The organism is Gordonia terrae, assembly GCF_001698225.1.
Classification (GTDB): domain Bacteria; phylum Actinomycetota; class Actinomycetes; order Mycobacteriales; family Mycobacteriaceae; genus Gordonia; species Gordonia terrae.
Genome location: NZ_CP016594.1, coordinates 5,134,413 through 5,160,068 on the forward strand (window position 1 = coordinate 5,134,413; position 25,656 = coordinate 5,160,068).

Here is a 25,656-nt window from a genome sequence, read left to right on the forward strand (position 1 = left end):
TGGCGAACCCTGAGGCGACCCGGTTGCACGCACTGCGAGCCGAACGGTCGAGGTCGGCGACGCGGGGCCGGTCGAGCCCGAAGGAACCCCGCCCGATGGCATAGGGTGAAACACGCACGACCCGGTGAACGATGACCCAGATGACACAACACCTGGCGTTGATCGCCCGGTCACGCGAATCCGGAACGGGGAACCGGTGACCGTACGACCGCACCGGAGACGATCCAGCGTTCGAGAAGGGATCAGGTAGGTGACCGGCGACGCGTCCTCCGTGCGGACGGCGCTGACGCGTGGCGGTCGCACGATCCGACCGGCGCAATCCTCACCCCCGATCCGACAGGTGCTCGCCGACCGGCGCGAACTCGTCGCCACGGCCCGGGAACGCGCCCAGTCGCCCTTCCAGACCCTCCGGCACTTCGCGGTCACCACCCCCGGCAAACTCATCATCATCTGCGGCATCCTGGCGCTCGGCTGTCTGAGCACCGGGCTGTACGCGTCGACGGTTCTCGAGGACCGCACCCAGACCCTGCAGCGCCTCATCGATCGGACCGAACCGCTCGCCGAGGCCGCACAGGTCCTCTACAGCTCGCTGTCGATCGCCGACGCCTCCGCGAACGCCGCCTTCATCTCGGGCGGTCTCGAGACCCCCGAGTTGCGGCAGCGCTACTCCGACGCGCTCGCGACGGCATCGTCGTCGTTGATCCTGGCGACCGGTACGTCCAGCGAACCCGGTTCCGGCATGGCGTCGGACCGGGCGGAGCAAGCCGTCAGCGCCGACCTCGAGACCCTCTCCACGTCGATCCCGGTGTACAGCGGTCTCATCGAGACGGCGCGAACCAACAACCGGCTCGGCAACCCGGTCGGCTCGGCGTACCTCGGCCAGGCGTCGTCGATGATGCAGGACGAGATCCTCCCGGCCGCACAGCGCCTGTACGAGCGGCGGTCGATGGCCATCGCCGATCCCCAACACACGCTCACCCGCCCGCCCTGGACTGTGTACGCGCCACTGTTGTTCCTGCTCGCCGCGCTGGTGCTGACCTCGCGTTACCTCGCGCGCCGAACCCGCCGCCGGTTCAACCTCGGGATCGTCGCGGCCATCTTCGCCCTCAGCATCGGGACGCTGTGGCTGCTCGCCTCCGGCCTGATGTCGGTGGCGGCGACCAGCGACGCCCGCACCGAGGGCGCCGACCCGCTCCGCGACCTGACCGCTGCCCGCATCCTCACCCAACAGGCCCGGTCGGCCGAGACGCTGTCGCTGATCCGCCGCGGCGACCAGGGCGGACTCGAACGCAGCTTCTCCGCGGCGACCAGCGAGATCGGCAACATCGTCGACGACGTGCGCGGCGGAACCGAGGACGGCGACAGTGCGGTCACCGCCGAGCAGCTGGACACGGTGACCGCGGCGCTGACGGAGTGGAAGCGCACCGACGCCGCCGTCCGCCGCTACATCCAGACCGGGAACTTCGGGCTCGCGCGGCTGCACACCGTCGGCGACGGGCCGGACAGTTCCGCGCGCGCCTACACCGCGGTCGACACCGCGCTGGTCGACGCGATCACCACCGCCCGGAACTCGTTCCGCGACGACATCAACACCGCGCAGCGCGTCCTCGGGTTCACCGGCACCGGCATCCTGCTGCTCACCGTCTTCGCCGGTGTCGCGATCGTGGGCGGTCTCATCCCCCGGATCCGGGAGTACCGATGACGACCATGCCCGCACCTCGTATCGCCTCACGTCACCGCCTGCTGACCATCGCGGTCCTGCTCGCCCTCACCGGCCTCGTCGCCACGGGATGTGTGCGGTTTCCCGCACCCGAATCACCTCCGCCCACGGCCACCGCCGGACCGCCGGTTCTGCCCGGCGTCCAGGTCGACGTGCCCGTCGAGCCCCTGCCGAGTTCCGAGGCGTGCAACGCGACCCTGACCCTGCGTCCGCCCGCCCAGATGCCGCTCCCGCGCCAGATGCCGCCGAACTCGACGATGGCCGGGATCCTCGAACGCGGACGGCTCATCGTCGGCCTCGACATCGGCTCCAACCTGTTCAGCTTCCGCGACCCGATCACCGGCGACATCCAGGGCTTCGACGTCGACATCGCGCACGAGATCGCCGGCGCCATCTTCGGCGACGACCGTCGCGTCGAGTTCCAGGTCCTGAGCTCCGCCCAGCGGATCGACGCCCTGCGGGACATGACGGTCGACGTGGTGATCAAGACGATGAGCATCACGTGCGACCGGTTGCGCGACATCAGCTTCTCGGCTCCCTATTACGTTGCCTCGCAGCGCATTCTGTCGTTCCGGAATTCGAATGTCACCGGACCGGCGCAGCTGGCGGACAAGCGTGTCTGCGCGGCGCGCGGGACGACCTCGATCGGCCGCATCCAGGCCATCCAGCCCCGCGCCACCATCGTCAGCACGACGACCTGGGCCGACTGCCTGGTGCTGATGCAACAGGGGCAGATCGACGCGGCGACCACCGACGACGCCATCCTCGCGGGTCTGGCCGCACAGGACCCGTGGTTGCGGGTCGTCGGCCCCAGCCTCGGGGAGGAGTTCTACGGCGTCGGAATCCCGAAGGGCCAGGACGACATGATCCGGTTCGTCAACGGGGTCCTCGAGCGCATCCGCGTGACCGGTCGCTGGCAGGAGATCCGCGACCGGTGGTTGTCCATCCTCGACAGCGGGTACGGCGCGCCCCAGCCGTACTACCGGGACTGATGCCCATGGACGGCGCAGCGCGCAACGATCACGACACCGACGATGTCCGCCACGATCAGGCGGGCGACGATCGGGGCGAGGACGATCGGGGCGGGGACCTCGGCACCCAGCGCGTCTCGCTCGACGCGCTTCTCGGCGAGGACGAGGTCGGGCAGGACGAGGTCGGGCAGGACGAGGTCGGCGAGGTCGGCACCCAGAAGGCCGACCTCGCGGCGCTGACCGCCGGCTCCGACGACACGACCGATCCGCGGCCCGGTCGGCGCACCGACCCCGATGTCGGAACACAGGCTGTCGCACCGGTGTTCACCGTCGGGGTGGACCCCGACGATCGGACCGACCGCGTCGTGCGGTCCCGTCCGGCCGTGCCCCATCCGGAGCCCGACTCGGGTCCGCTCGGCCGGCGACTCGTGCCGCGGCGCCGTCCTCCGGTGCACGAACGCCGGCTCGGCAGCGGCCTGGTCGAGATGCCGAAGATCACCGACATCGAACCCGAGGACGCCGTCATCGACGACCCGGTGATCGCCGACAACAAGCGGTTCTGCTGGCGCTGCGGCAAACCGGTCGGCCGCGTCGAGGGCGAGGGCGCCGGTCCGCCGACCGGTGATTGCGGGAACTGCGGCGCGCGATACTCGTTCGTTCCCGGTCTCGCTCCCGGCACGCTGGTCGCCGACCAGTACGAGATCGCCGGTGCGATCGCCCACGGCGGCCTGGGCTGGATCTACCTGGCCATCGACCGCAATGTGAGCGATCGGCCCGTCGTCCTCAAAGGCCTGCTGAACTCCTCGGATTCGGAGGCGCAGCGCGTCGCGGTCGCCGAGCGGCAGTTCCTGGCCTCGGTGAATCATCCCGGGATCGTCAAGATCTACAACTTCGTCGAGCACGTCGACGACGATGACCGCTTCGGCTACATCGTGATGGAGTACATCGGCGGTCAGACGCTCAAGCAGATCACCGCAGGCGACCCGGACAACTCGTTGCTCTCGGTCGAGCAGGGTCTGGCCTACATCCTGGAAGTGCTTCTCGCCGTGGGCTACCTGCACTCGGTCGGCCTGGTCTACAACGACGTCAAGCCCGAGAACATCATGGTCGGCAGTGACGAGGTGAAGCTGATCGATCTCGGTGCCGTCTCCCCGATCAACGGTTACGGTCACCTCTACGGCACGCCCGGGTTCCAGGCGCCGGAGATCGTCAAGACCGGACCGCAGATCGCGACCGACATCTACAGCATCGGACGTACCCTCGCAGTGCTCACCGTGCCGATGGAGATGCGCCACGGGCGCTACGTCGACGGCCTGCCCACCGCGTCGAAAACGCCGCTGTTCCGGAACAATCCGTCGTATTACCGCCTCTTGCAGCGCGCCACCGCACCCGATCCGGCCGACCGCTTCGTCTCCGCGGAGGAGATGAGCACGCAGGTGCTGAACGTGTTGCGCGAGACCGTCGCCGTGCACACCGGCGTTCCGCGTCCCGCGCTGTCCACGGTGTTCACCCCGCAACGTTCGACGTTCGGCACCGACCTCATGCTCGCGCCCGTCGACGGCTTCTTCGACCCCGATCAGGCGGCGTTCTACGACCCGGTGGACATCGCCAACGCGCTGCCCGTCCCACTGGTCAACCCGCTCGACCCGGCCGCGAGCCTGCTCACCTCGGCGGCGCTGTCGGATCCGCGCCAGACCCTCGACTCCATCAACACCGCCCGCGCAGAGGGTTTCGCGTCGCTCTTCGGCGGCCGACCGGTCAAGAACGCCCACCCCTCTCGGGAGATCGATCTCGCCGAGGCACGCGCTCATCTGCAACTCGATGACGTCGACACCGCGCTCGCCCTTCTGCAGGAAGTCCGGGCCCACCACGGTGATTCGTGGCGGGTCGAGTGGTACATGGGCATCTGCGCGCTGATGAACGACGAGCCCGAACTCGCCTACGAGCGCTTCGACGAGGTCCTCGGCGCGATGCCCGGCGAGGTCGCACCGAAGCTCGCCGTCGCCGGCACGGCCGAACTCATCGGCCGCTGGCTGGCCGACGAGAAGGGCCCCGCGAAGTCCGCAGAGAAGATCGCCAAGCTGTATGACGTTGCGCAGCACCACTATCACGATCTGTGGCTCACGGACCACAGCATCGTGACCGCCGCCTTCGGACTGGCCCGGCTCGCGGTGGCCGCCGGTGACATCGACGCCGCCATCCAGCCGCTCGACGAGGTGCCGGCCACCAGTCGCCACTTCAACACCGCACGAGCGACGGCGATCATCGCGCTCGTCCACGGCCGGCCCACCACGCAGGTGACCCGTGAGCAGATCGTCGAGGCGGCCCGGCGTCTCGAGCAGATCCCGGACACCGAACCACGTAAGGCCCGGATGCTGCTGATCGTGTTGGGTACCGCGCTGGGCTGGATCCACGACAACCCCGAGGATGCCGCACAGGACAAAGAACCCTCGACGTTGCTCGGATTCCCGTTCACCGAGTACGGGATTCGCACCGGCACCGAGCGCTCGCTACGTCAGCTGGCCCGTCTGACCCGCACCAACCGAGCACACCGGTTCATGCTGGTCGACCTCGCCAACTATGTCCGACCGAACACGTTGTTCTAGGGCGTTTCGAAAGGCGTCCCGGTTGCGTTGCACACGAGCGGTTCTTGCCTGAGGAGATCCTCGAGGTGCGCCTCGACCGGCGTTGGACGTCGGCGACGCATGCGCCGTGGTGGTCGGACGTCGATGACGTGGCTGGTTTTCAACCATGATTGGCGTGCGTCTTGGCGGTGTGGCGTCTCCGGGCGTGCTTGATCGCCGGGCCGGGTGGTCGGTCCGTGGATCTCGGCGCGTATGTCGCGTAGAAATTCTGCGAACCGCCGGGGTATGTCGGGTCGGCGGTTGAGGCGGTCGGGATTGGGTGGTGCGCCGGGTTCGGCGTTGAGTCGCCAGACGCAGCGGCCTTCGTCGGGTCCGGACCGTTCGATGTGGGTGGTGTACTGGCCGGGCTCATCACCGACCATGCGGTTGTGTCGCGGGCACGCTGGTGCGAGGTCGTCGATGTCGGTGAGACCACCCTTGGCCCAATCCTGTTCGGCGTGATGGAGCTCCACCTGGGTGGCGGGCTGATCGCAGCCGGGTGCCGAGCACACTTCCCCGTCGGGGCGGGCGAAGGAGACGAGGCGTTGTTCGCGGGTGGCCAGACGCTTGCCGCGTCCGAAGTGAAGCGGAACGGTGGTGTGGTCTTTGAAGATCGCCAACCACGGCTGCACATCCGCGGCGAGCGCGATGACGTCCCGGATGGGCAGCAGGGTTCCGGTGGCGGTGGTCGCGAGTCCGGCTTCGCGGATCAGGTCACTGAGGTCGGCTTTGATGATCAGTTGCACGGGCAGGCCGCGGTGCGACTTTCCGAACGCGCCGTCTGCGAAACCGGCGGTGAGTGCGGCGTCCAGTGCGTCGTGATTGGTCTGCGCGGGGGTGCGTTGGTCGCGGTCGGCTGCGAGGGCCAGGGCGTCGGGATCGGCGGTGCCGGCCGGCCCGCTGGGCGAGTTCGGGTCGTCGGGGTTGTTGAGTCCGGGCTTGCCCCATACCGCGAACATCATCGTCAACCGGGCGGCGAGTGCGGGAGTCAGCGTGCCCGAGATCTTCGCGGTGCCATCGGCGCGTTGCCGACCGATCCACAGGCCTCGTCGTCGTTGCTGATCGGTGTCGTCGGACAGTGTGCCGTCCGGGTCGAGGTGCGCGAGGAGTCGCGCACCGAGTTGGGTGATGTCGGCAGGCGTGTGACCGACGGCGATCTCGGCCATCTGCCGTTCCGCAGCAACTTTCACGTCGTGTTCGATGGCGTGGGGAATCCGGTCGAGGACATCGAGGGCCGCCTGGACGTGTGCGGTCCCGGCAGACCCTGCAGCGAACGCTTCGGCCAGTGTGGGGTGTTCGGGTTCCAGGCGATCGCCGTTGAGGCACGTGAGCGTGGCGGTGGCATTGAGGTGCTTGCGCCGTCGCACCGGGTTGGTGATGCGGAGGCGGTGATTCATGAACTGGATGAGGGTGCGGTACCCGGTCTTGCGAGGAAGATCGCGAGCCTCGACTTCGGCAACTTGCCGGTCGCCGGCGTACGTGGTTCGAGCGATGGCGCGTTCGGTCGCCGATGCGACGTCGATCAGCTCGTCGTCGGTGCACGGAGACAGGTCGACCGTCTGCAGTTCGTCGAGGATCGCATGCAGCTCGGCCACCAGCTCGACGGCACGAGGTTGCAGCGAAGCGGATTCGTCGGACATGGTCACCCCCCGGAGACGATTGCGCGAATACATGTTCGATACTAGCGGCTATGCGTATGGAGCGCAATACTTTTCGTTGTCTAGGCGCTGACCGGATCTCGTCGGTGGTGCGTGGTAAAGGCAGCCGATTCTCGAGCCGTCCTGCGGCTCGGTCATTCATCCGATCGCCGACAAGCGCTCCGGCCCTTCGGTCTTCCGCGACGCCGGCCCTTCTTGAGAGCCGGTACGTCGACCTTCGAGTACTCGCCTATGCCGGTTTACCCCGTGGGGGAGGTCATCGTACGAGCCCTGATCGTTGTCCGGCTGTCCCGCGTCAACGACGCTACAACCTTCCCTGAGCGACGGCTTCAAGCCTGCCGCGAGCTGTGCGCTCAGCGTGGCTATGAGGTCGTCGGAGTGGCTGAGGACGCTGCGTAGTTGTGGCGGGTCCGTCGGGGGCGATCCCTGTTTGCGTCACCCCCGACGCTCCTCAGATTTCAGCGGCCACACCCTTGAGGAACTGCCTGGTAGCTCGAATGATCTGGGGTACTTCGGTAATGAGATCCAGTCGATATGCGCCATACTCGATTACGCCGTCACCGACTACCTGGTCGTGTTTGAAGATCGTCAACGCGTCGGGGTGTGGACCGTGGCGCTCGTTGCCCAACGCCCGATCCTCGATGTGCTCGTACGCGTTTCGAATCTTCGTTACCGCATCGCACGTTGTAGTGATCTCGTTCGGAACTCGAACTATCGTGCCGATCGCCGACTCTGCCTGCCTACACATGTCGATGGCTCGACTCAGTGAGACGACGGCCAACTCGGTAGCGCCAACAAGCTCGAAGATCGCTCGACTAGTGGCAGGGGCGCCCTCGTGGTCGGACTGGCGAAGCTCCTCGATCCGCCGAAACAGGTTCTGTGCCTGGTCGAGACGTCGCGCAGCTGCAAGCAGGTACCGCCGCTTGTCCTCGGAATTGTGTTCCCCGAGGGACATCCACGCCCATAGAACCGGCGTCAAAGGAACGTAGCCGCTGACATCTCGGCCCTCCCATTCGTCGATGTAGTCCAACTCGACCGCGGGCAGAATCTCCACTTGATCGCCAGGCCTGACGTGGCACCGGCGACCGTCGTCGGGCTCGCCATGCCGCAGAGGTCTGGCGACGACCTTGCCGTGTTCTTCCCGGACCGGAACGAGCCTCTGGCTTATCAGAAAGCCAGCTGGCCCCTCCGGTTCGGTGTGGATGCTCATGTGTGAGACGTGTTCCAGGACTACTACTTCGTCGCCCTCGTAGACCGGAATTGGTTCCGAAGCCGGGTCACACGGATCTGCGCTGCGGAGGTACAGGGTCTTACCGACGCGGGAATGGAATACTGCTCGTTCGGGATGGTCCCAGTTATCACGTTGCACTGTGCCTATGACGCCGACAAGCGTGCGTCCGCCCTCGATCAGATCAGCCATCGACTGCGTACTGTCATGCGCTTCCACCGCCACATAGTCACAGGTCACGCGATCCGGTTCAACTGTGTTTCGCCACACTTCGGCAAGCACCTCAGGGTGCTGGTGCTGGCACCCAGGGGAGGACCCCAATACCCCGTCTCCGACCGGGTGGTTATGCGACCGAGTCATCCCACGAGGGTTTCAGAATCTCGTTTTTCACTGGACGCCCTGATCAGGGCCTAGTTCGCACTCCCGATCAAGGAGTTGTTACGCCTATGCGGCCACGAATGCCGAAGGGTTCGGGTCGGCGTGCCGGAAGCTTTGGCGAACCGTGCTCGACAAATACGAGCTGGACTACGAGCCCCACAAGATCGAGATTCTCGCCTACGCCTGCTCGCAAGGGACACCCACCAAACTAGTGTCGCCCTCCCTGAGCCGATTCAGCACCAGGGCGCCGAAGGCCGGCATACCGTTCCCGGGAACCCGCGTTCACGCGCAATTGCAGCAGGACGCCGGGGCCTAGTCCGGGAGATCAGCCCCCAACCACCGCCGCCGATTGCCGTGCGATGGCGAGCTCTTCGTTGGTCGGCACGACGAGCACCTCCACTGCACTGTCATCCGCCGAGATCCTGCGAGCAGCCTTGCCGCGCATAGTGTTCCGCCCCTCGTCGACGACGATCCCGAATCCTTCCAAGCCCGCCAGCGCACGAGAGCGAACGACTGCCGAGTTCTCCCCCACCCCCGCCGTGAAGGTGATGGCATCGACGCGGCCGAGCGCGAAGGCGTAGGCGCCGACATAACGGCGCAGGCGGTGGATGTAGACGTCGAAGGCGCGTCGGGCGGAGTCGTCGCCGGAATCCATCAGCTCCGTGATGGCACGGAAGTCGTTCTCCCCGCACAGGCCTCGAAGTCCCGACCGTTTGTTGAGCAGTGTGTCGATCTCGCCGACGGACAGGTTCGCCACCCGGTTCAGGTGCAGCACGAGCCCGGGATCCAGATCGCCGCTGCGGGTTCCCATCACCAGCCCCTCGAGCGGAGTCATGCCCATGGAGGTGTCGATGGGCTGCCCACCCGCGATGGCCGACGCCGACGCGCCGTTGCCGAGATGCAGCACGATCTGGTTCAGCGACGCCGGGTCGCGGTCCAGGAACTCGGCCACCCGCCCGGACACGTACTCATGGCTGGTGCCGTGAAACCCGTAGCGGCGGATGGCATGCTCGTCGGCGACCGCACGGTCGATCGCGTACGTCGCCGACGCATCCGGGAGCCCGTGGAAGAAGGCGGTGTCGAAGACCGCGACCGACGGGACGTCCGGCAGCAACTCCTGCGCGGCAAGGATTCCGACCAGATTCGCGGGATTGTGCAACGGTGCCAGCGGGGAGATGCGCTCGATCTCCGAGATCACCTCGGGGGTCACGACGGTCGGCTCGTAGAACGACCTGCCGCCGTGGACCACCCGATGCCCGACCGCGCTCAGTCCCGCGTCCGCCAGATCGGTTCCGTTGTCGGCGAAGAACCGCTCCGCACGCCGGACCGCGGCGAGATGATCGTCGAGTTCCAGCGTCTCGGTGACCGTCTCGCCGTTCTGTTCATGCGTCATCGACGAGCCGGTGTCGCCGATCCGCTCCGCGATGCCCTCCGCGAGCACCGTGCCGTCGGCCGGTTGCACCAGTTGATATTTCAACGACGACGAGCCGGCGTTGAACACCAGCACCGCACCGGACGCCGCGCTCATCGACGATCCTCCTCGTCGGCGGCGCCGGCGTTCTCGGCGATCGGGTCCACACCCTCCTGCTGGGCTTGGATCGCGGTGATCGCCACGGTGTTCACGATGTCGGAGACGAGGGCTCCGCGACTCAGATCGTTGATCGGTTTGTTCAGGCCCTGCAGCACCGGTCCGATGGCGATGGCTCCGGCGCTGCGTTGGACCGCCTTGTACGTGTTGTTGCCGGTGTTCAGGTCGGGGAAGATCAGCACGGTCGCGCGACCGGCGACCGGCGAGTCGGGCATCTTGGTCTTCGCCACCGAGGGTTCCACCGCGGCGTCGTACTGGATCGGCCCCTCGACCAGCAGCTCGGGTTCCCGCTCCCGCACGAGTTCGGTCGCGGTCTTGACCTTTTCGACGTCGGCGCCCGATCCGGACGTTCCCGTGGAGTAGGACAGCATCGCGACCCGGGGGTCGATACCGAAGGCCGCCGAGGTCTGCGCAGACGAGATGGCGATGTCGGCGAGCTGCTCGTCGGACGGGTCGGGGACGATGGCGCAGTCCCCGTACGCGAGGACCTTGTCGGCCAGACACATGAAGAACACACTCGAGACGGTGGACACCCCGGGTTTGGTCTTGATGATCTCGAAGGCCGGTCGAATGGTGTGCGCGGTGGTGTGCGACGCCCCCGACACCATCCCGTCGGCGCGCCCGGTGTGCACCATCATCGTGCCGAAGTAGGACACGTCCCGCATCTTCTCCTGCGCCCGTTCGAAATCCATGCCCTTGTGCTTGCGCAGATCGGTGTAGATCCGGGCGAACTCGTCGAGGTACTCCGACTCGGCCGGGTCGATGACCATCACGTCGGTCAGGTCGAGTCCGAGTTCGATGGAGCGCTCGCGCACCGCGTCGGGATCACCGAGCAGGGTGAGGTCGGCGACCCCGCGCCGGGCAAGCCGGTTGGCCGCGCGCAGGATCCGATCGTCATCCCCCTCCGGCAGCACGATGTGCTTCCGGTCGGCACGCGCGCGCGAGATCAGGCGGTACTCGAACATCTGCGGCGTCACCACGGTCGGCGTCGACACGTTGAGGTTGAGCATGACCTTCTCGGGGTCGACGTGGGTCTCCATGAGCGACAGCGCAGCCTCGATCTTGCGCGCCGAGCCCACCCCGAGCCGGCCGCGCGTGTGGGCGGCGGTGCGCGCGGTGTCGTAGGTGCCCTGTGGACAGCTGATGATCGGGAGGGTCGGCTTCAAGCCGCTCACCAGCGCCTCGATCATCGGATGCGGCTTGAGGCCGCCGTTGAGGATGATGCCCGCCAGGCGCGGAAACCCCTGTGCGGTGTTGGCGTTCACCAGGGCGAGAAGGACATCCGACCGATCGGCGGGCGTGATGACCACCGTGCCGTCGGTGAGTCGTTCGAGGATGTGCTCGACGGTCATGCCCCCGACCATCACCCGCAGCGCCTCACGATCGAGCAACTCCTCGTCGCCGCTGTACATGGTCGCGCCGAGCGCTTCTTTCAGCTCGCCCATCGTGGGAGCGAACAGCACCGGCTCCTCGGGCAGACACAGTGCGGGAACACCGGTGCTGCGCAGCTGGTCCCGGATCTCGTCGAGACGGTCGGGATCGCACCGGTTCGCAACCAGCGCGATCGGGGTCGCATGTGCGGCCGTCACCTCGGCGATCAGCCCCTCGGCCAGACCATGCAGTTCTGCCGGCGACCGGTCGATCGCCCTGATCGCCAACACCATCGGAGCAGCGAGGTTGGCGGCGATCCGGGCGTTGTAGCTCAGCTCCGACGGGGTTCCGACGTCGGTGTAGTCCGAGCCCACGATGACGACGCGGTCGCACCGGGACTGGATCGCGTGAAAGCGGGCGACGATCTCCGCGATCGCGCCCTCGGGATCGTCGTGGACCTGTTCGTAGGTGACGCCGAGACAGTCCTCATACGGGATGTCGGCCGAGTCGTAGTCCAGGAGAAGGTCGAGGATCGGATCACGGTCATCGGTGGCCGTCCGCGAGATCGGTCGGAACACGCCGACGCGTCCGCCGGTGGCCGACAGCAACGCCAGCAGTCCCAGCGCGACGATGGACTTGCCGGTCTCGCCCTCGGCCGAGGCGATGTAGATACTCGTCGTGGTGTCGGTGACGACCTGTTCCGCACTCGCGGGTCCGTCGGCGTTCGCGGTCTGGACTGCATCCGTGGCCATGCGCCCCAGCATAGTGGCGGTCGCGCCGGGCGCCGGGCCGTCGGATGGAGCGTCAGATCAGAATCCCGGGATTGCACACCCCGGTCGGGTCGAGCGACCCCTTCACCGCCCGCAACGCGTCGAGGGCCAGCGGTCCGATCTCGTCGTGGTAGGCGTCCCGGTGATCCCGCCCGACCGCGTGATGGTGGGTGATACTCGCGCCGGACGCCCGGATCGCGGTATTGGCCGCGGTTTTCGCCGCCGCCCATTGCGCCAGCGGGTCCTCGCCGAACGGCGCGACGACCGTGAAGTACAGCGACGCCCCCGACTCGTAGACGTGGCTGATGTGACACATCACCAGCGGTGGCGTGCCCGACGCCGTGAGCGAGTCCGTGACGGCGGCCGTCACCGCGGCGCGCACCTCGTGCAGCCGCGACCAGAAGGCGACGGTCTCGAGCGTCTCGACGAGCACCCCGGCGTCGAGCAACGGATCGCGCAGATACGGCCCCGCGAAACGGCCTGTACGCCAGGCCTCCCCGGGACCGTCACCCAGAGCGTTGCCCCCGACATCGGTCAGCACCGCCGACGCCGCGTCCCGCCGCCGCGCCACCTCGTCGGCCGCACCCTCGTACCCGGCGACGACCAGACACCCGGACCCGCCATCCGCTTCACTCTCGGCGCCGGAATCATTCGGCCCGCTCGCTTCGCTCCCGGCGCCGGCGCCGGAATCATTCGGCCCGCTCGCTTCGCTCCCGGCGCCGGCCGGATCGGCGAGATTCAACGCCGTCTCCACCTCATCCGACAGCCGGAGCACGGTGGGTAGCGGACCGTCCTGGGCGAGCCGACGGAGCGCGGTGGCGCCGTCGGCGAACGACGCGAACCGCCAGGCGTCGAAGACGCGGGTCGTCGGGACGGGCCGGATGCGCAGCTGGACGCTGGTGATGACACCGAACACGCCCTCCGAGCCGAGGACCAGCTGACGTAGATCGGGGCCGGCCGCCGAGCGGGGCGCGGTGCCGAGTTCGATCGTGCCGCGCGGAGTGGCCAGCACCAGCCCTTCCACCATCTCGTCGAACCGCCCGTAGCCCGCCGACGACTGACCGGCCGACCGGGTGGCCGCATACCCACCGATCCCCGCGCCCTCGTAGGACTGCGGGAAATGTCCGATGGTCCAGCCCTTCTCGCGGAGGAGCGCTTCGGCGGCCGGTCCCCGCAGGCCTGCCTCCAGCGTCGCCATGCGGGAGATCTCGTCGATCTCGACCACGCGGTCGAGGCGTCGCAGGTCGAGGCTGATCACACCGGCGACCCCGGAGCGGTCCGGCGTCAGACCGCCCACCACCGATGTCCCGCCGGTGAACGGCACCACCGCGATCCGCCGCTCCGAACACAGTCGCAGGATCACGACCACCTCGTCGTGGTCACCCGGGTACACGACCAGATCGGGTGCGTCGTCGGCGTCGCCCGCACGCAACCGCAGGATGTCCGGGGTGGAGTAACCGCGCGTGTGCTGAACCCGTGCGGCATCCGCATCGGAGACGTTGTCGGCACCGACGATCTCCGAGATCTGATCTCGCACAGCGGCATCGACGACCGGTCGGGCGAGCGTGATCGTCGCCGGGTCGACACCGGAATCGACCGGTCGGTCGCCGGCGAGAGCAGCCGCCGCACCCGGCAGTTCGGCGCTGCGCGCCGGGTCTCCCCATCGCGGCCGCTGCATTTCGACGACGGGGATCGCGGTTTCGTCGGACATCGGATCGCCGCCGCTCATCGCGCCGTGCCCGGCCCGGTACCGCCGGTCGGCGCCGCGCCCCCGGCGTCGTCTCGCACGACCGCCCGGACGACCAGTTCGGCGATCTGCTCGTCGCTCAGGAAGCTGTCGGGGATCAGCATGAGGGAGTAGATGGTCCGCACGAGGAACTCCGCGGCCCCCCGCGGATTCGGGAACAACTGGTCCCCGATCTCGGGTTCGAGGTCGGGAAGGGTCTCCGCCACGATCTGGTGGATGAGCGTCGGCCCGGCCGGATCGCTGGTGGCGACCAGCGCGCGGACGACCTCCTCGGGCTCCTTGCGCAGCACGTACTGCAGCGCATCGTGGTTGCGGATGTACGGCAGGACGTTCACCACCTGCGCGTGGATCTTGCCCGCCGCGTCGGGCGCACTCGCCGACCACTCGACCAGCTTCACCCGCAGCAGCGAGACCTCGCGCTCCACGATCGCCGCGACCAGCGCTTCGCGCCCGCCGAACATCCGGTAGGCGGTGGCGCGCGCGACCCCGGCGTGCCGTGCCACCGACGTCAGACTCAGCGTCTTGGCCCCGAATCGGGAGACGAGCCCGACTCCGACATCCACCATGCGGTCACGATCCATGCGAAAACCGTAGCGAATCAGCCTGAGGCGGGAACCGTCGTGGTGGTCGTCGTGACGGTCGGCGCCGTGGTCGTGGTCTCGTCCGGGACGGCATCTCGGGTGCTCGTCTGCGGTGTCGGGTCGGCGGGCCGATCGGACTCACGTGACTGCGACGGCGCGGACGGGGCCGGCGGAGGTGACGATCGTCGGAACGACGGCGTCGTCCGCTCGGGCACCGGCGCCTCGGCCCGCGCGGTGATCGTCGTCTGACGCTCCACGCGGTCGGTACCCGAACCGCCGCCCCGGCACTCGACGACGAAGGTTCTCGACACGTTCGGGAACACCGTGGCCACCAGAGAACCACGCGAACCGGGCCCCATCGCCGTCGAGTCGGTGGGCCGCAGCGCACCGCTCGGCGTGAGGGTGCACACCACGGCCGGGTTGCGCGTCGCGTTGTTGTACAGATCGATCTGGACGCGAGTCCCGTCGACGTGTACCGAACAGCCGGGGACGGGCCCCGACCCGGCGAACGGCGGACAGCTCACATTCGGCGGCGCCGCAGGCGATTCCGAGTCGACGGTCAGAAGCGTCACCGCCGCGCCCAGGGTCAACGATCCGCCGATCGCGAGACCGGCGACGAGCTTGCGCATGACGGTGTCCCCTCGGTTGCGGTCGTGCCGGGACCCCGTTGTGGGTGTGGAGGCGCCATCGCCGGCGACGATGCGTCCAGGCTACGCGCAGGGCGGGCCATGCGCGGCCTTCTCGGCAGCAATCGGCGCGCGATGGCGACCCCGGCGAGGCAGAGCAGTCCACCGACGATGCCGACGCCGGTCGGCAACTCGTCGAGCAGCACCCACGACAGGACGATGACGATCGCGGGGACCACGAGCGTCGTGGCCGCCATCGCGCTCGCATCGGTGCGCGCCAACGCATACGCCCACGTGGAGAAGGCGATCGCGGTCGGCCCCACGCCGAGGTAGATGACCGCCCAGATCGCCCCCGGCTCGGCGCCGGCCAACTCGCCGACGGCGACCGGGGCGAACGGCGCGGTCGCCACGAGACCCGCGACCGCACCCAGCCAGGTGGCGGTCAGCGCGTCGACGGTGCGCAGTGCGGACTTCTGGATCAACACACCGGTCGCGTACAGGACTGCCGCGGCGACCCCGAGGACGATGCCCAGCCAGTCGGCGTGCGCGTCCGCGGTCGCGGATCCGCCGAGCGCTATCAGCACCACGCCGGCGAAGGCGATCGTCATGCCGATCACGAGATGGCGCGGAAATCCCTCTCCCAGAAACAGACCCGCGGCAACGGCGACGAGGATCGGCGCCAGGTTCACCAGCAGCGCCGCGGTCCCGGCGTCGAGGTGACGCTCGGCCCAGTTCAGCAGGATCGTATAGCCCGCGAACCACGCGACGCCGTAGGCGACGACCATTCCCAGTGCGCGACCCCGCGGGAACAGCGGACGTGTCGGCGTTCCGGTGGTCCGCGCGCGCAGACGCACCACCGCCATGAGGACCGTCAGCGGGATGACCGCGGCGAGCAACCGCAGTAAGGCCATGGCGCCCGGGGAGAACGTGTCGCCCAGCGCACGGATCCCGACGAAAGCCGACGCCCACAACACGACGGTGACGATCGCTGCCAGCGCGGGCAGCGATGCGGAGGCGGACGCAGCAGATGCCGGCAGGCGCGGGGACATACGGTCCAGAATCGCCCATCCGGCAATTCAGCACAAGTAAATACTTGAATCCAACACTTCAGTGACACTGAAATGACCGCGTTATACTCGCCGCATGGTCGACATCCACCGACTCCGCGTCCTGCGTTCGGTCATCGGCGAGCAGTCCATCGGCGGGGCCGCGGCCGCGCTCGGGTACACACCGTCGGCGGTCAGTCAGCACATCGCCACGTTCCAGCGCGAGACCGGACTGTCGCTGGTGGAGCGTGACGGTCGTGGCATCGTGCCGACCGAGGCCGGCACCATCCTGGCGCGCGAGTCCGACACGGTCTTCGAGCAGATCGCCCGCGTCGACGGCCTGATCTCGGAGCTGCGCGACGGACGGCTCGGCCAGTTGCGGATCAACTATTTCGCCTCCGCCGGCGCCACCTGGATCCCGCCCATCGTGGCGGCGATCTCCCGCGAATTCCCCGGACTGCGACTCGATCTGCGCCTCATCGAACTGATGGGCCCCTCGTCGACATCACCCGACATCGAGATCTACGTGGCGGACAGTCGACGCCCCGCTGCCGAGGTCGGCGGCTTCGACGATCGCCGACTGGCCACCGACCCGTATCACGCTGTCGTACCGGAGGATTCACCGTGGGCGGCGCTCGAGTCGGTGACCCTCCGTGAGCTGTCCCAGGTCCCGTGGGTCGACAACGACGTGGCGCGCGGCCCGTGCCGTCAGGCACTGCTGGACGCGTGCACGTCGGTCGGATTCGTGCCCGATTTCAGCGTGGAGACACAGGACTACCCGACCGCGATCCGGTTCGTCGCGGCCGGGGTCGGCCTCACCGTCGTCCCCCGACTGGCCCTGATCGACCTGCCGCCGGGCGTCGTGGCGATCCCGATCGTCGATCCCACGCCCGCGCGCGAGGTGCGGGTCCGGGTGCGCCAGGCCGGACTCGACCTACCGCCGGTGCGACAAGTCCTCGACATGCTCGACTCCGCTGTGGCGCACAGCTTTTCGTAGGAGCTTCGGCAAGCTCAGCCTCACCGCTGGTTGAGCCGGGCCGGAGCGAAGCGACGCCCCGAGTCGAAGCCACTCCCGCGTCAGCCGAGCTTGCGCAACCGCGGGGCGAGGTCGCGTTCGAAGTTGTCGAGGAACCGCTGCTGGTCGTGTCCGGGGGCGTGGAAGACCAGGTGGTTGAGCCCGGCGTCGGTGTAGAACTTGACCTTCTCGACGGCCTCGTCGGGATCGGAGGACACGATCCACCGCTTGGCGACCTGCTCGATCGGCAGCTCGTCGGCCAGGCGCTCCATCTCGGTGGAGCTGTTGACGCTGTGCTTCTGCTCCGGGGTCAGCGACAGCGGAGCCCAGAACCGCGTGTTCTCCAGCGCCAGTTCGGGATCGGGATCGTAGGAGATCTTGATCTCGATCATCTTGTCGATGTCGTCGACGTTGCGTTCGGCCTTCTGCGCACCTTCGGCGACCGCGGGCAGCAGCTTCTCGGTGTAGAGCTCCGGACCCTTGCCCGAGGTACAGATGAAACCGTCACCGGCGCGACCGGCATAGCGGGCCACGACCGGGCCGCCGGCGGCGACATACACCGGGATCGGTTGCTCGGGAATGTCATACATGTACGCGCCCTGCGTGTGGTAGTACTCGCCGTCGAAGTTGATCTCCTCGCCGGTCCACAGCTCGCGCATGAGCGTGATCGACTCCCGCAGGCGTGCGAATCGTTCCTTGAACTCCGGCCACTCGCCCTGGAAACCGGTCGCGTACTCGTTGAGCGCTTCGCCGGTTCCGACGCCGAGCATGATGCGTCCGGGGTACAGGCAGCCCATCGTGGCGAAGGCCTGCGCGATGACCGCGGGGTTGTAGCGGAAGGTCGGGGTCATCACCGAGGTGCCGATCTGCACCCGCTTGGTGCGCTCACCGACCGCCGCCATCCAGGCCAACGAGAAGGGCGCGTGACCGCCGTTGTGCCGCCAGGGCTGGAAGTGATCGCTCACCGCAACCGAATCCATGCCGTGCTCTTCGGCCGCGACCGCGATCTCCACCAGCTCGCGCGGATCGAACTGCTCCGCCGATGCCTTGAAACCGAGCTTGAGTTCTGCCATGTCCATCGCTCCTCTGCCACCGGCCTCACCGCCGGCGCGGGCCGGTCTGCGGAGTCGGCCGAATCGTGTTGTGACCTCGCATACCAACGTAGAGCATGTGCGCAGACAGCGGCGTCGCCAGCCTGTCGCCCCGTCAGCCGGCCCTGCTGCCGGCCGCAGACGCCTCGCCGGACTCGCCAACGGTCAACGTCCGTGACGCTCCGGCCCGTGTGTCGGCGATGTGCCGCTCCAGCAGGTCGGCCGCACGCTCGGAGTCGCGGTCGCGCACGGCGTCGAGGATCGCCCGATGCTCGGCCACCGACACGTCGTGCCGCCGGCCCGCGGTCGGCAGATAGTAGAAACGCACCCGCTTGTTCACGTCGGCGACCATCGACTCGAGGACTCGGTTGTGCGCACAACTCGCCAGTCCGACGTGGAAGTCGCAATTGATCGCGGACAGCGCCGCGTCATCTGTCGTCGCATCCTGACGTTCGACGACCTGCACCAACTCGTCGAGTTGCGCGGCGGTGCGTCGTTGCGCCGCCAGCCACGCCGCTTTCCGCTCGACGATGAGCCGTGCCTCGAACAGGTCCGACAGTTCGGCGGCATCCCGGTCCCGGACGTAGGTGCCGCGATTGTGACGACGGACGACCCACCCCTCGGCTTCCAGGGAACGGAGGGCCTCGCGCACAGGGATGTGACTGACCCCCGACTCCCGGGCGAGCTCGTCGGCGTTGATGCGCGTACCGGGCGCGAGTCGTCCGGACAGGATGCCCTCCTCCACCTCGGCGCGAATCCGGTCCGCCGGGGCCGGGGTGACGCCCACGGCGCTCTCACTCATGGCGAGATCCTATATGAATTCTCGATTCTCGTTCTACGCGCTCGACGCCGGCCACCGTCGTGACGAGAGTTCGCCGCGAATGCCCTCCTGTCGTGGTTAATCGGTTGTTAACGACGCGGCAACGAGAGCGCGACGACTCGAGCGTTTCCTATAGGAACATGCATCGAGGTTCGGGAGGAACCCATGAGCTCTACCTCAGACATACCCGTCGCCGGGACGGGACCCGGCAACACCGCCCCCGACGCGGCGGCGACCTTCGACGAGTACGAGGACCGGCCCGTCCCGGCGTCGGCGCGCAAGTCACTCTTCGCGGTGTCATCGGTGTGGCTCGGGTTCCCGATGATCCTCACCTGCGCGGTCTTCGGCGGCATGATCGTCTACTCGCTCGGCTTCTGGCCGGGCATGGCCGCGATTGCGGCCGGCAACCTGATCCTGATGGCCTACGTCGGCCTGCTCAGCTATCAGGCGGGACGAACCGGCGAGAACTTCGCGTTGATGGCGGCCCGGACGTTCGGCGCGAAGGGTTATCGCATCCCTGCGGCCTTCCTCACCACTGTCGTGATCGGCTGGTTCGCCTTCCAGACCGGCCTCACCGGCTCGACGCTCGAGGCGAGCATGGGGTGGAACGCCACAGTGATCGCGCTGATCGCCGGCGTCGGGTACGTGGCGGCGACGCTGCTGGGTATCCGGGCGCTGACCGTGATCGGCGTCATCGCGGCACCGCTCTATCTCGTCCTCGGTGTCCTCGCCATCGTCGACGCCTCGTCCGCGCCCGGCGCCGGTGAATTCACCTCGTACGCCGGTGGCGCCGGCGCCACCGCGCTCACCTTTGGTGCCGCGGTCACACTCGTGGTCGCCCTGTTCGCCGATTCCGGAACCATGACAGCCGATTTCACCCGTTGGTCGGTCAACGGCAAGCAGGCGTTCCTCGCCGCCTTCAGCGCCTTCCCGGTCGGCAACACGATCGCGCTGACCATCGGCGGCATCATCGTCGCGATGGGCGCCGGCGACGATCCGGCGACCAACGGTGGCGGATTCCTCGGCATCCTGATCGACAACGGCGGCGTGCTGGTCCCGATCGCGATCGCCTTCGTGTTCATCAACCTCGGATCGGTGTGCACGCATTGCCTCTACAACGGCGCCGTCGGCTGGAGCGAGCTGACCGGCATCAAGATGCGTGTCCTGACCGTCGCACTCGGGGCCGTCGGTGTCGCGCTCGCCGTCGCCGGGATCTGGCAGCACTTCGAGGATTGGCTCAACCTGCTCGGCGTCGTCGTCCCGCCGCTCGGTGCGGTCCTCATCGTCGACCAGGTGCTCCCACGGACGAAGCGGGCCGCACCGGCCGATTCCCCGGTCGCCTGGCGCGCGACGTCGTTCGTCGCGTGGGGCGGCGGCGCGGTCGCAGCCCTCGTCACGCACTACATCGCCCCCGTTCTGTGCGTCGTCGCGGTGGGGATCCTCGTGTCGGGAGTCCTTGCCGCGCTCCTGAGTCGGCGGTCATGCGTTCCGGCGGCGACGGCACCCGCAGCCACCGAGGGTGTCGAATCGGCGACGGTCTGACGCCGGCCCTTCGAGGCTCGTCGCTAACGCTCCTCACACCTCAGGGAGCAGAAACGGCATCTCATCGCCAACGCTCCTCACACCTCAGGGAGCAGAAACGGCATCTCGTTGCCAACGCTCCTCACACCTCAGGGAGCAGAAACGGCATCTCGTCGCCAACGCTCCTCACACCTCAGGGAGCATCCTGTGGCTCTCTCATCACGGAGCAGCAGTCCCCACCCACCGAAGCAGGAACCATCCATGACATCCTCTGCATCACATCGCTTTTCGACGATCGGCGCCGCACGGCCGTACGCCTGGCCCTACGACGGCGGTTTCGACCCCACCGCCACCGCACTCCTCTGCATCGACTGGCAGACCGACTTCTGCGGCCCGGGCGGGTACGTCGACTCGATGGGCTACGACCTGTCGTTGACGCGGGCGCCACTCGGACCGACCGCCCGGGTCCTGGCCGCGGCGCGCGACGCCGGCCTCACGATCATCCACACCCGAGAGGGCCACCGCGCCGATCTGTCCGATCTCCCGGCCAACAAACGCTGGCGGTCGGGACGGATCGGAGCCGAGATCGGCTCCGCCGGTCCCTGCGGTCGCATCCTGATCCGCGACGAACCCGGATGGCAGATCGTGCCGGAGGTCGCTCCCCGCGACGGCGAGATCGTCATCGACAAGCCGGGTAAAGGCGCCTTCTATGCCACCGACCTCGACCTCGTGCTGCGCACCAACGGGATCACGCACCTCATCCTGACCGGGATCACGACCGATGTCTGTCTTCACACCACGATGCGCGAGGCCAACGACCGCGGTTACGAATGCCTCATCCTCTCCGACTGCACGGGCGCGACCGATTCCGCCAATCACGAGGCCGCCCTGAACATGGTCACGATGCAGGGTGGCGTGTTCGGCGCCGTCGCCGCGTCGTCGGATCTCCTCGCCGTGATCGCCCCGCGAGCGGGCGTCGATATCGCCGTGTAACACCTGTGCCCCTGGTGAGGGGCGTGTTCGCGGCTGGCGATTCCTCCGGCAGCGAACAGACTGGACTTGAAGCTCAGTTGAAGTTCTACCGTGGTTGGCATGAGCATGCAGTCCGTGGCGTGGGACATGATGTACAAGTCCTCCACCCAGCCCAACAGCAAGCGGTTGCGGGGCGACCGCCGGGTGACCCTCCGCCGGATCGGCGAATTCGCCCGACCCCACCGGCGTCGTATCGCCCTGTTCCTCGTGCTGTCGATCTTCACCGCGGTGCTGACGGTGGTGACCCCGCTGCTGGCCGGCCGGGTCGTCAACCTGATCACCGAGAGCGGCTCGGAGACGATGATCGTCGGACTCGCGGTCGCCATCGCGCTGATCGCCGTCGCCGAGGCCGCCGCGGGGATCGGGGTCCGCTGGCTGTCGGCGAACATCGGCGAGGGTCTCATCCTGGACCTGCGTCGAGCCGTCTTCGACCACGTGCAACAGATGCCGGTCGCGTTCTTCACCCGCACCCGCACCGGAGCCCTGGTGAGCAGGCTCAACAACGACGTCATCGGCGCTCAGCGTGCATTCAGCGACACCCTGTCGGGCGTCGTCTCCAACATCGTCACGCTCACCCTGACCCTCGCCGTGATGATCGCGATCAGCTGGCAGATCACGCTGCTCGCGCTGATCCTGCTGCCGGTCTTCGTCGTGCCGGCGCGGCGGATGGGCCGGCGAATGGCCGCGCTGTCCCGCGAGGCCGCCGAGCACAACGCCCGGATGTCGACACAGATGACCGAGCGGTTCTCCGCCCCCGGCGCCACGCTGGTGAAACTCTTCGGGCGGCCCGACCTCGAGTCGCGCGAGTTCGCCGAGCGCGCCGACCGCGTCCGCGACATCGGCGTGCGCCGGTCGATGCTGCAGGCGTATTTCATGACGACCCTGATGCTGGTCTCGGCGCTCGCCCTCGCCCTGGTCTATGGGCTCGGCGGATGGCTTGCGGTGCAGGATCATCTGTCCGCGGGCGCGGTCGTCTCACTGGCACTGCTGCTGACCCGGATGTACGCGCCACTGACCGCCCTGGCGAATGCCCGTGTCGAGATCATGAGTGCGCTGGTCAGTTTCGAGCGCGTCTTCGAGGTGCTCGATCTCCGGCCCCTCATCACCGACGCCCCGGACGCGATAGCGGTGCCCGGCACCGAGAGTGGGCGGCCCGTACCGGTGTCCGTCCGGTTCGACGACGTCTCGTTCGGCTATCCAGCGGCCGACAAGGTGTCGCTGGCCTCACTGGAAGAGGTTGCCCAGCTGGACAACCGAGCCGGGACGACGGTGCTGCACCACGTCGACCTGGATGTCCCGGCCGGCAGCATGGTTGCCCTGGTGGGCAGTTCGGGTGCCGGTAAGTCGACGATCGCGAGTCTCGCGACTCGCCTCTACGACGTCGATGAGGGGTCGATCGAGCTGGCCGGGGTGGACATCCGGAAGTTGCAGACCGCGTCGGTCCACCGGACAGTCGGCCTCGTCACCCAGGACGGCCACCTCTTCCACGACACCATCCGCGCCAACCTCGTTCTCGCGCAGCCGAACACCTCCGACGACCAGATCTGGGACGCGCTCCGTCGCGCTCGGCTGGACGACCTGGTCGGCTCGCTGCCCGAGGGGCTCGACACGGTCGTCGGCGAACGCGGCTATCGCCTGTCCGGCGGTGAGCGGCAACGGATGACGATCGCCCGTCTGCTCCTGGCCCAGCCGTCGGTCGTCATCCTGGACGAGGCGACCGCACATCTCGACTCGACGTCGGAGGCGGCGGTTCAGGAGGCGCTCGGCGAGGCTCTCGAGGGACGGACCTCGATCGTCATCGCCCACCGGCTCTCGACGATCCGGGCCGCCGACGAGATCGTCGTGCTCGAGGGTGGGCGCGTCGTCGAACGCGGTGATCACCCGACGCTCCTCGCCCGCAACGGGCGCTACGCCGAGCTCTACCGCACCCAGTTCGCCGACGACGACCCCGAGGACTCGGATTCGCTGACGGCGTGACCCTTCGAGACGCTTCTTCGGGAGGCAGAGGTGAGATCAGTCGTCGAGGTCGTCGAAGTTGTCGATCAGCCCGCGGCGCCGGGGACGATCGTCGGTGTCCTTGACCCGCTCACCGAGGCGGCGCCGGAGCTGCATGGCGATCAGCACGATGTTGACGACCACCACGGCGATCCCGACGGCCACCCAGAACCAACGGCCTTCCTGCCACCAGCCGACGGTCAGCCAGCCGATGCAGAAGATGAGGATCGTCGCGCCGACGATGGTCAGTGTCATCGAGAACGTCTGCGCGCTCCGCGAGAAGTCGGGGCCGGTGGTCACGATGATCTCCTGCATTCGGGGACAACTGTTGGCTCGGCCGCCCCGGCGGAAAAGATGTCGTGGTGGGCGCAGGTCAGGACTGGATCACCATGACGACCGCGACGAGGACAGCCACCACCACTATCGCAGCGACCACGAGCATGACCTGCTGCGGCCCCGGCATCTCGCCGCCGGTGACCAGGGCCCGCGACGTCCGCCGCCATCGCCAGGCCCCGAGAACCGCCAGCGAGGCGCCCAGCGCGACCATGAGGACGCCCAGCACGATGTCGAGGAGCGGGGTGGCCTCGTCGGGCGACAGGTAGACGACGGCGATCCCGGCCGCGATGAAGCCGAGGGCGGTCCGGACCCACGCGAGCAGGGTGCGTTCGGCGGCCAGGGTGAACCGGGCGTCCACCGCGCCGGGCGGCCTGATCTCCAGGTCGTCGTCGTACGACGGGCCCGGCGCCGCCGGAGCACTCACACCGTCAGCCGGCCCGCTTACCCGTTCGTTCGTCAGTGCTCTTGCCCTCTCGAATCGCTTCGGTGGCGAAGGCCGCGGTCACCTCGACCGCGTCCAGGGTCTCGGGGTGGTGGGCGCTCAACACCGGAAAGGCGTGTACCTGCCACGCGTAAGTGTGCGCCACCGCGGTGACGCCCAGCTCGTCGAGTGACTCGACGAGGTCGATGACGTCGGGCTCGAGCATCTCCCCCTCGGCCGCGACGAGCACGGTCGGCGGGAACGAGGTGAGGTCGGCGTCGGCGATGCGCCGGACCCCGGTGAGCTCGACGGGCCCCTTGTCGAACTGGGGCGCCAGCCGGGCCATCTTGGACTTGGGCAGATAGGCGTCGGATCGGCTGGACCGGTCCGGGTGAACGCCGAGATCCATGTCGAGCAGCGGCGAGAACCCGATCAGCGCCGCCGGCGTCGGCAACCCGCGCGTGACGGCCGCCTCGACGACCTTCGCCGCCAAGAACCCCCCGGCCGAGTCGCCCGCGACGATGACACGGCGGAAGCCCCGCTCGTTGATCAGTTCGGCATATGCGTCGACGGCGTCGACGACGGAGGTCCCGACCCCCGCCTTCGGTAGTTGGCGGTACTCCAGCGAGAAGACCGGCACCTCGCATGCTCGCGCCATCCGCGCCGCGATCGATCGATGCGTACCGAGTCCGCAGACCACGAACGCACCACCGTGCAGATAGAGCATGGCTGTGTCGCTGTCCCGGCGTGAGGGTCCGACCGGCATGATCAGCTCGGCCGGCCGACCGGCCAGGACAAGCTGTTCGCGGACCACGCCGCGGGGCTTGGGTCCGACCGCCATGATCCGGTCGATGAGGAACAGGCCCGCCAGCCCCGGCGTGTTGACCGGCCACAACGCCAGCGCCGGCTTGAGGAACACTCGTGCGCCGAACCACATGGGGAAAGACCGAAGGCTCGGGCGACGGTGGTGAACGATGGGCATCAGATCCTCCTGGCCCGAAGCTACACCCCGTGGCCGTCCGTTTCAGTACGTTCGTCGGGGTCGCCGTTCACTGTGTCGAGGTCGTTCGGTCACCTTGGTCGGCTATATTCTCGGACTCGTGACCAGATCGCGGAT

The 25,656-nt window shown here is 68.0% G+C and carries 20 protein-coding genes; 7 read left to right on the forward strand and 13 right to left on the reverse strand.

Annotation, left to right across the window (positions count from 1 at the left end; translation table 11 throughout):
* Positions 1 to 250: 250 nt before the first annotated feature.
* From BCM27_RS22755 to BCM27_RS22765, 3 genes are read left to right on the forward strand one after another with little or no spacing between them, the layout of a single operon-like run.
* Positions 251 to 1,702, forward strand: coding sequence for a hypothetical protein (locus BCM27_RS22755; RefSeq protein WP_004019761.1), 1,452 nt, complete (start codon positions 251 to 253; stop codon positions 1,700 to 1,702).
* 5 nt (positions 1,703 to 1,707) lie between these two features.
* On the forward strand, positions 1,708 to 2,712 hold the full coding sequence (locus tag BCM27_RS22760; protein WP_033205239.1) for a glutamate ABC transporter substrate-binding protein: 1,005 nt from the start codon (positions 1,708 to 1,710) through the stop codon (positions 2,710 to 2,712).
* Between the two features lie 5 nt (positions 2,713 to 2,717).
* A complete protein-coding gene (locus BCM27_RS22765; RefSeq protein WP_004019763.1) occupies positions 2,718 to 5,297 on the forward strand; it encodes a serine/threonine-protein kinase in 2,580 nt (859 codons plus the stop codon).
* Here BCM27_RS22765 and BCM27_RS22770 read toward each other — a convergent pair.
* The 8 genes from BCM27_RS22770 to BCM27_RS22810 form a co-directional block, all read right to left on the reverse strand.
* The gene (locus BCM27_RS22770) at positions 5,294 to 6,955 is read right to left on the reverse strand and encodes an HNH endonuclease signature motif containing protein (RefSeq protein WP_004019765.1); all 1,662 of its coding nucleotides are present in this window, start codon (positions 6,953 to 6,955) and stop codon (positions 5,294 to 5,296) included. The two genes, BCM27_RS22765 and BCM27_RS22770, sit on opposite strands and share 4 nt — an antisense overlap.
* Positions 6,956 to 7,424: 469 nt before the next feature.
* Positions 7,425 to 8,393, reverse strand: coding sequence for a light-mediated development protein DET1 (locus tag BCM27_RS22775; RefSeq protein ID WP_141638816.1), 969 nt, complete (start codon positions 8,391 to 8,393; stop codon positions 7,425 to 7,427).
* Positions 8,394 to 8,904: 511 nt separating this feature from the next.
* On the reverse strand, positions 8,905 to 10,107 hold the full coding sequence (locus BCM27_RS22785) for an acetate/propionate family kinase (RefSeq protein WP_004019770.1): 1,203 nt from the start codon (positions 10,105 to 10,107) through the stop codon (positions 8,905 to 8,907).
* Positions 10,104 to 12,302: a phosphate acetyltransferase gene (pta, locus tag BCM27_RS22790; RefSeq protein WP_004019771.1), complete on the reverse strand. Its 2,199-nt coding sequence runs from the start codon at positions 12,300 to 12,302 to the stop codon at positions 10,104 to 10,106. Before pta ends, BCM27_RS22785 begins: the two co-directional genes overlap by 4 nt.
* 40 nt (positions 12,303 to 12,342) lie before the next feature.
* Entirely contained in the window at positions 12,343 to 14,019 is a 1,677-nt protein-coding gene (locus tag BCM27_RS22795; RefSeq protein WP_004019772.1) for an FAD-binding oxidoreductase, read from the reverse strand.
* Between the two features lie 14 nt (positions 14,020 to 14,033).
* Positions 14,034 to 14,636, reverse strand: a complete 603-nt coding sequence (locus BCM27_RS22800) for a TetR/AcrR family transcriptional regulator (protein WP_033205183.1) — start codon at positions 14,634 to 14,636, stop codon at positions 14,034 to 14,036.
* A gap of 17 nt (positions 14,637 to 14,653) precedes the next feature.
* The gene (locus BCM27_RS22805) at positions 14,654 to 15,265 is read right to left on the reverse strand and encodes a hypothetical protein (protein ID WP_004019774.1); all 612 of its coding nucleotides are present in this window, start codon (positions 15,263 to 15,265) and stop codon (positions 14,654 to 14,656) included.
* Positions 15,223 to 16,311 (reverse strand): DMT family transporter, encoded by a 1,089-nt coding sequence (locus BCM27_RS22810; protein WP_004019775.1) that lies wholly within the window; start codon positions 16,309 to 16,311, stop codon positions 15,223 to 15,225. Before BCM27_RS22810 ends, BCM27_RS22805 begins: the two co-directional genes overlap by 43 nt.
* Positions 16,312 to 16,405: 94 nt before the next feature.
* On the opposite strand from BCM27_RS22810, the gene BCM27_RS22815 reads away from it, so the two are divergent.
* Positions 16,406 to 17,305, forward strand: a complete 900-nt coding sequence (locus BCM27_RS22815) for a LysR family transcriptional regulator (RefSeq protein ID WP_004019776.1) — start codon at positions 16,406 to 16,408, stop codon at positions 17,303 to 17,305.
* A gap of 80 nt (positions 17,306 to 17,385) precedes the next feature.
* Here BCM27_RS22815 and fgd read toward each other — a convergent pair whose 3' ends face one another.
* Positions 17,386 to 18,396, reverse strand: a complete 1,011-nt coding sequence (gene fgd, locus BCM27_RS22820) for a glucose-6-phosphate dehydrogenase (coenzyme-F420) (protein ID WP_033205237.1) — start codon at positions 18,394 to 18,396, stop codon at positions 17,386 to 17,388.
* A gap of 133 nt (positions 18,397 to 18,529) precedes the next feature.
* Complete coding sequence (locus BCM27_RS22825; RefSeq protein WP_004019778.1) at positions 18,530 to 19,216, reverse strand: GntR family transcriptional regulator; 687 nt, start codon at positions 19,214 to 19,216, stop codon at positions 18,530 to 18,532.
* Positions 19,217 to 19,399: 183 nt separating this feature from the next.
* Here BCM27_RS22825 and BCM27_RS22830 point away from each other — a divergent pair, with 183 nt between their 5' ends.
* The 3 genes from BCM27_RS22830 to BCM27_RS22840 all read left to right on the forward strand — a co-directional run bounded on the left by BCM27_RS22830 (position 19,400) and on the right by BCM27_RS22840 (position 23,764).
* Positions 19,400 to 20,776, forward strand: a complete 1,377-nt coding sequence (locus BCM27_RS22830; protein WP_004019779.1) for a cytosine permease — start codon at positions 19,400 to 19,402, stop codon at positions 20,774 to 20,776.
* Between the two features lie 240 nt (positions 20,777 to 21,016).
* On the forward strand, positions 21,017 to 21,748 hold the full coding sequence (biuH, locus tag BCM27_RS22835; protein WP_004019780.1) for a biuret amidohydrolase: 732 nt from the start codon (positions 21,017 to 21,019) through the stop codon (positions 21,746 to 21,748).
* Positions 21,749 to 21,847: 99 nt separating this feature from the next.
* The gene (locus BCM27_RS22840; protein ID WP_033205180.1) at positions 21,848 to 23,764 is read left to right on the forward strand and encodes an ABC transporter ATP-binding protein; all 1,917 of its coding nucleotides are present in this window, start codon (positions 21,848 to 21,850) and stop codon (positions 23,762 to 23,764) included.
* Positions 23,765 to 23,800: 36 nt separating this feature from the next.
* On the opposite strand, the gene BCM27_RS22845 is transcribed toward BCM27_RS22840, so the two are convergent.
* From BCM27_RS22845 to BCM27_RS22855, 3 genes are all read right to left on the reverse strand, one after another.
* A complete protein-coding gene (locus BCM27_RS22845) occupies positions 23,801 to 24,082 on the reverse strand; it encodes a hypothetical protein (protein ID WP_033205231.1) in 282 nt (93 codons plus the stop codon).
* A 73-nt stretch (positions 24,083 to 24,155) separates the two neighbouring features.
* Positions 24,156 to 24,542: a YidH family protein gene (locus BCM27_RS22850; RefSeq protein WP_004019784.1), complete on the reverse strand. Its 387-nt coding sequence runs from the start codon at positions 24,540 to 24,542 to the stop codon at positions 24,156 to 24,158.
* 4 nt (positions 24,543 to 24,546) lie between these two features.
* On the reverse strand, positions 24,547 to 25,521 hold the full coding sequence (locus BCM27_RS22855) for an alpha/beta hydrolase (RefSeq protein WP_004019785.1): 975 nt from the start codon (positions 25,519 to 25,521) through the stop codon (positions 24,547 to 24,549).
* Between the last annotated feature and the right edge of the window lie 135 nt (positions 25,522 to 25,656).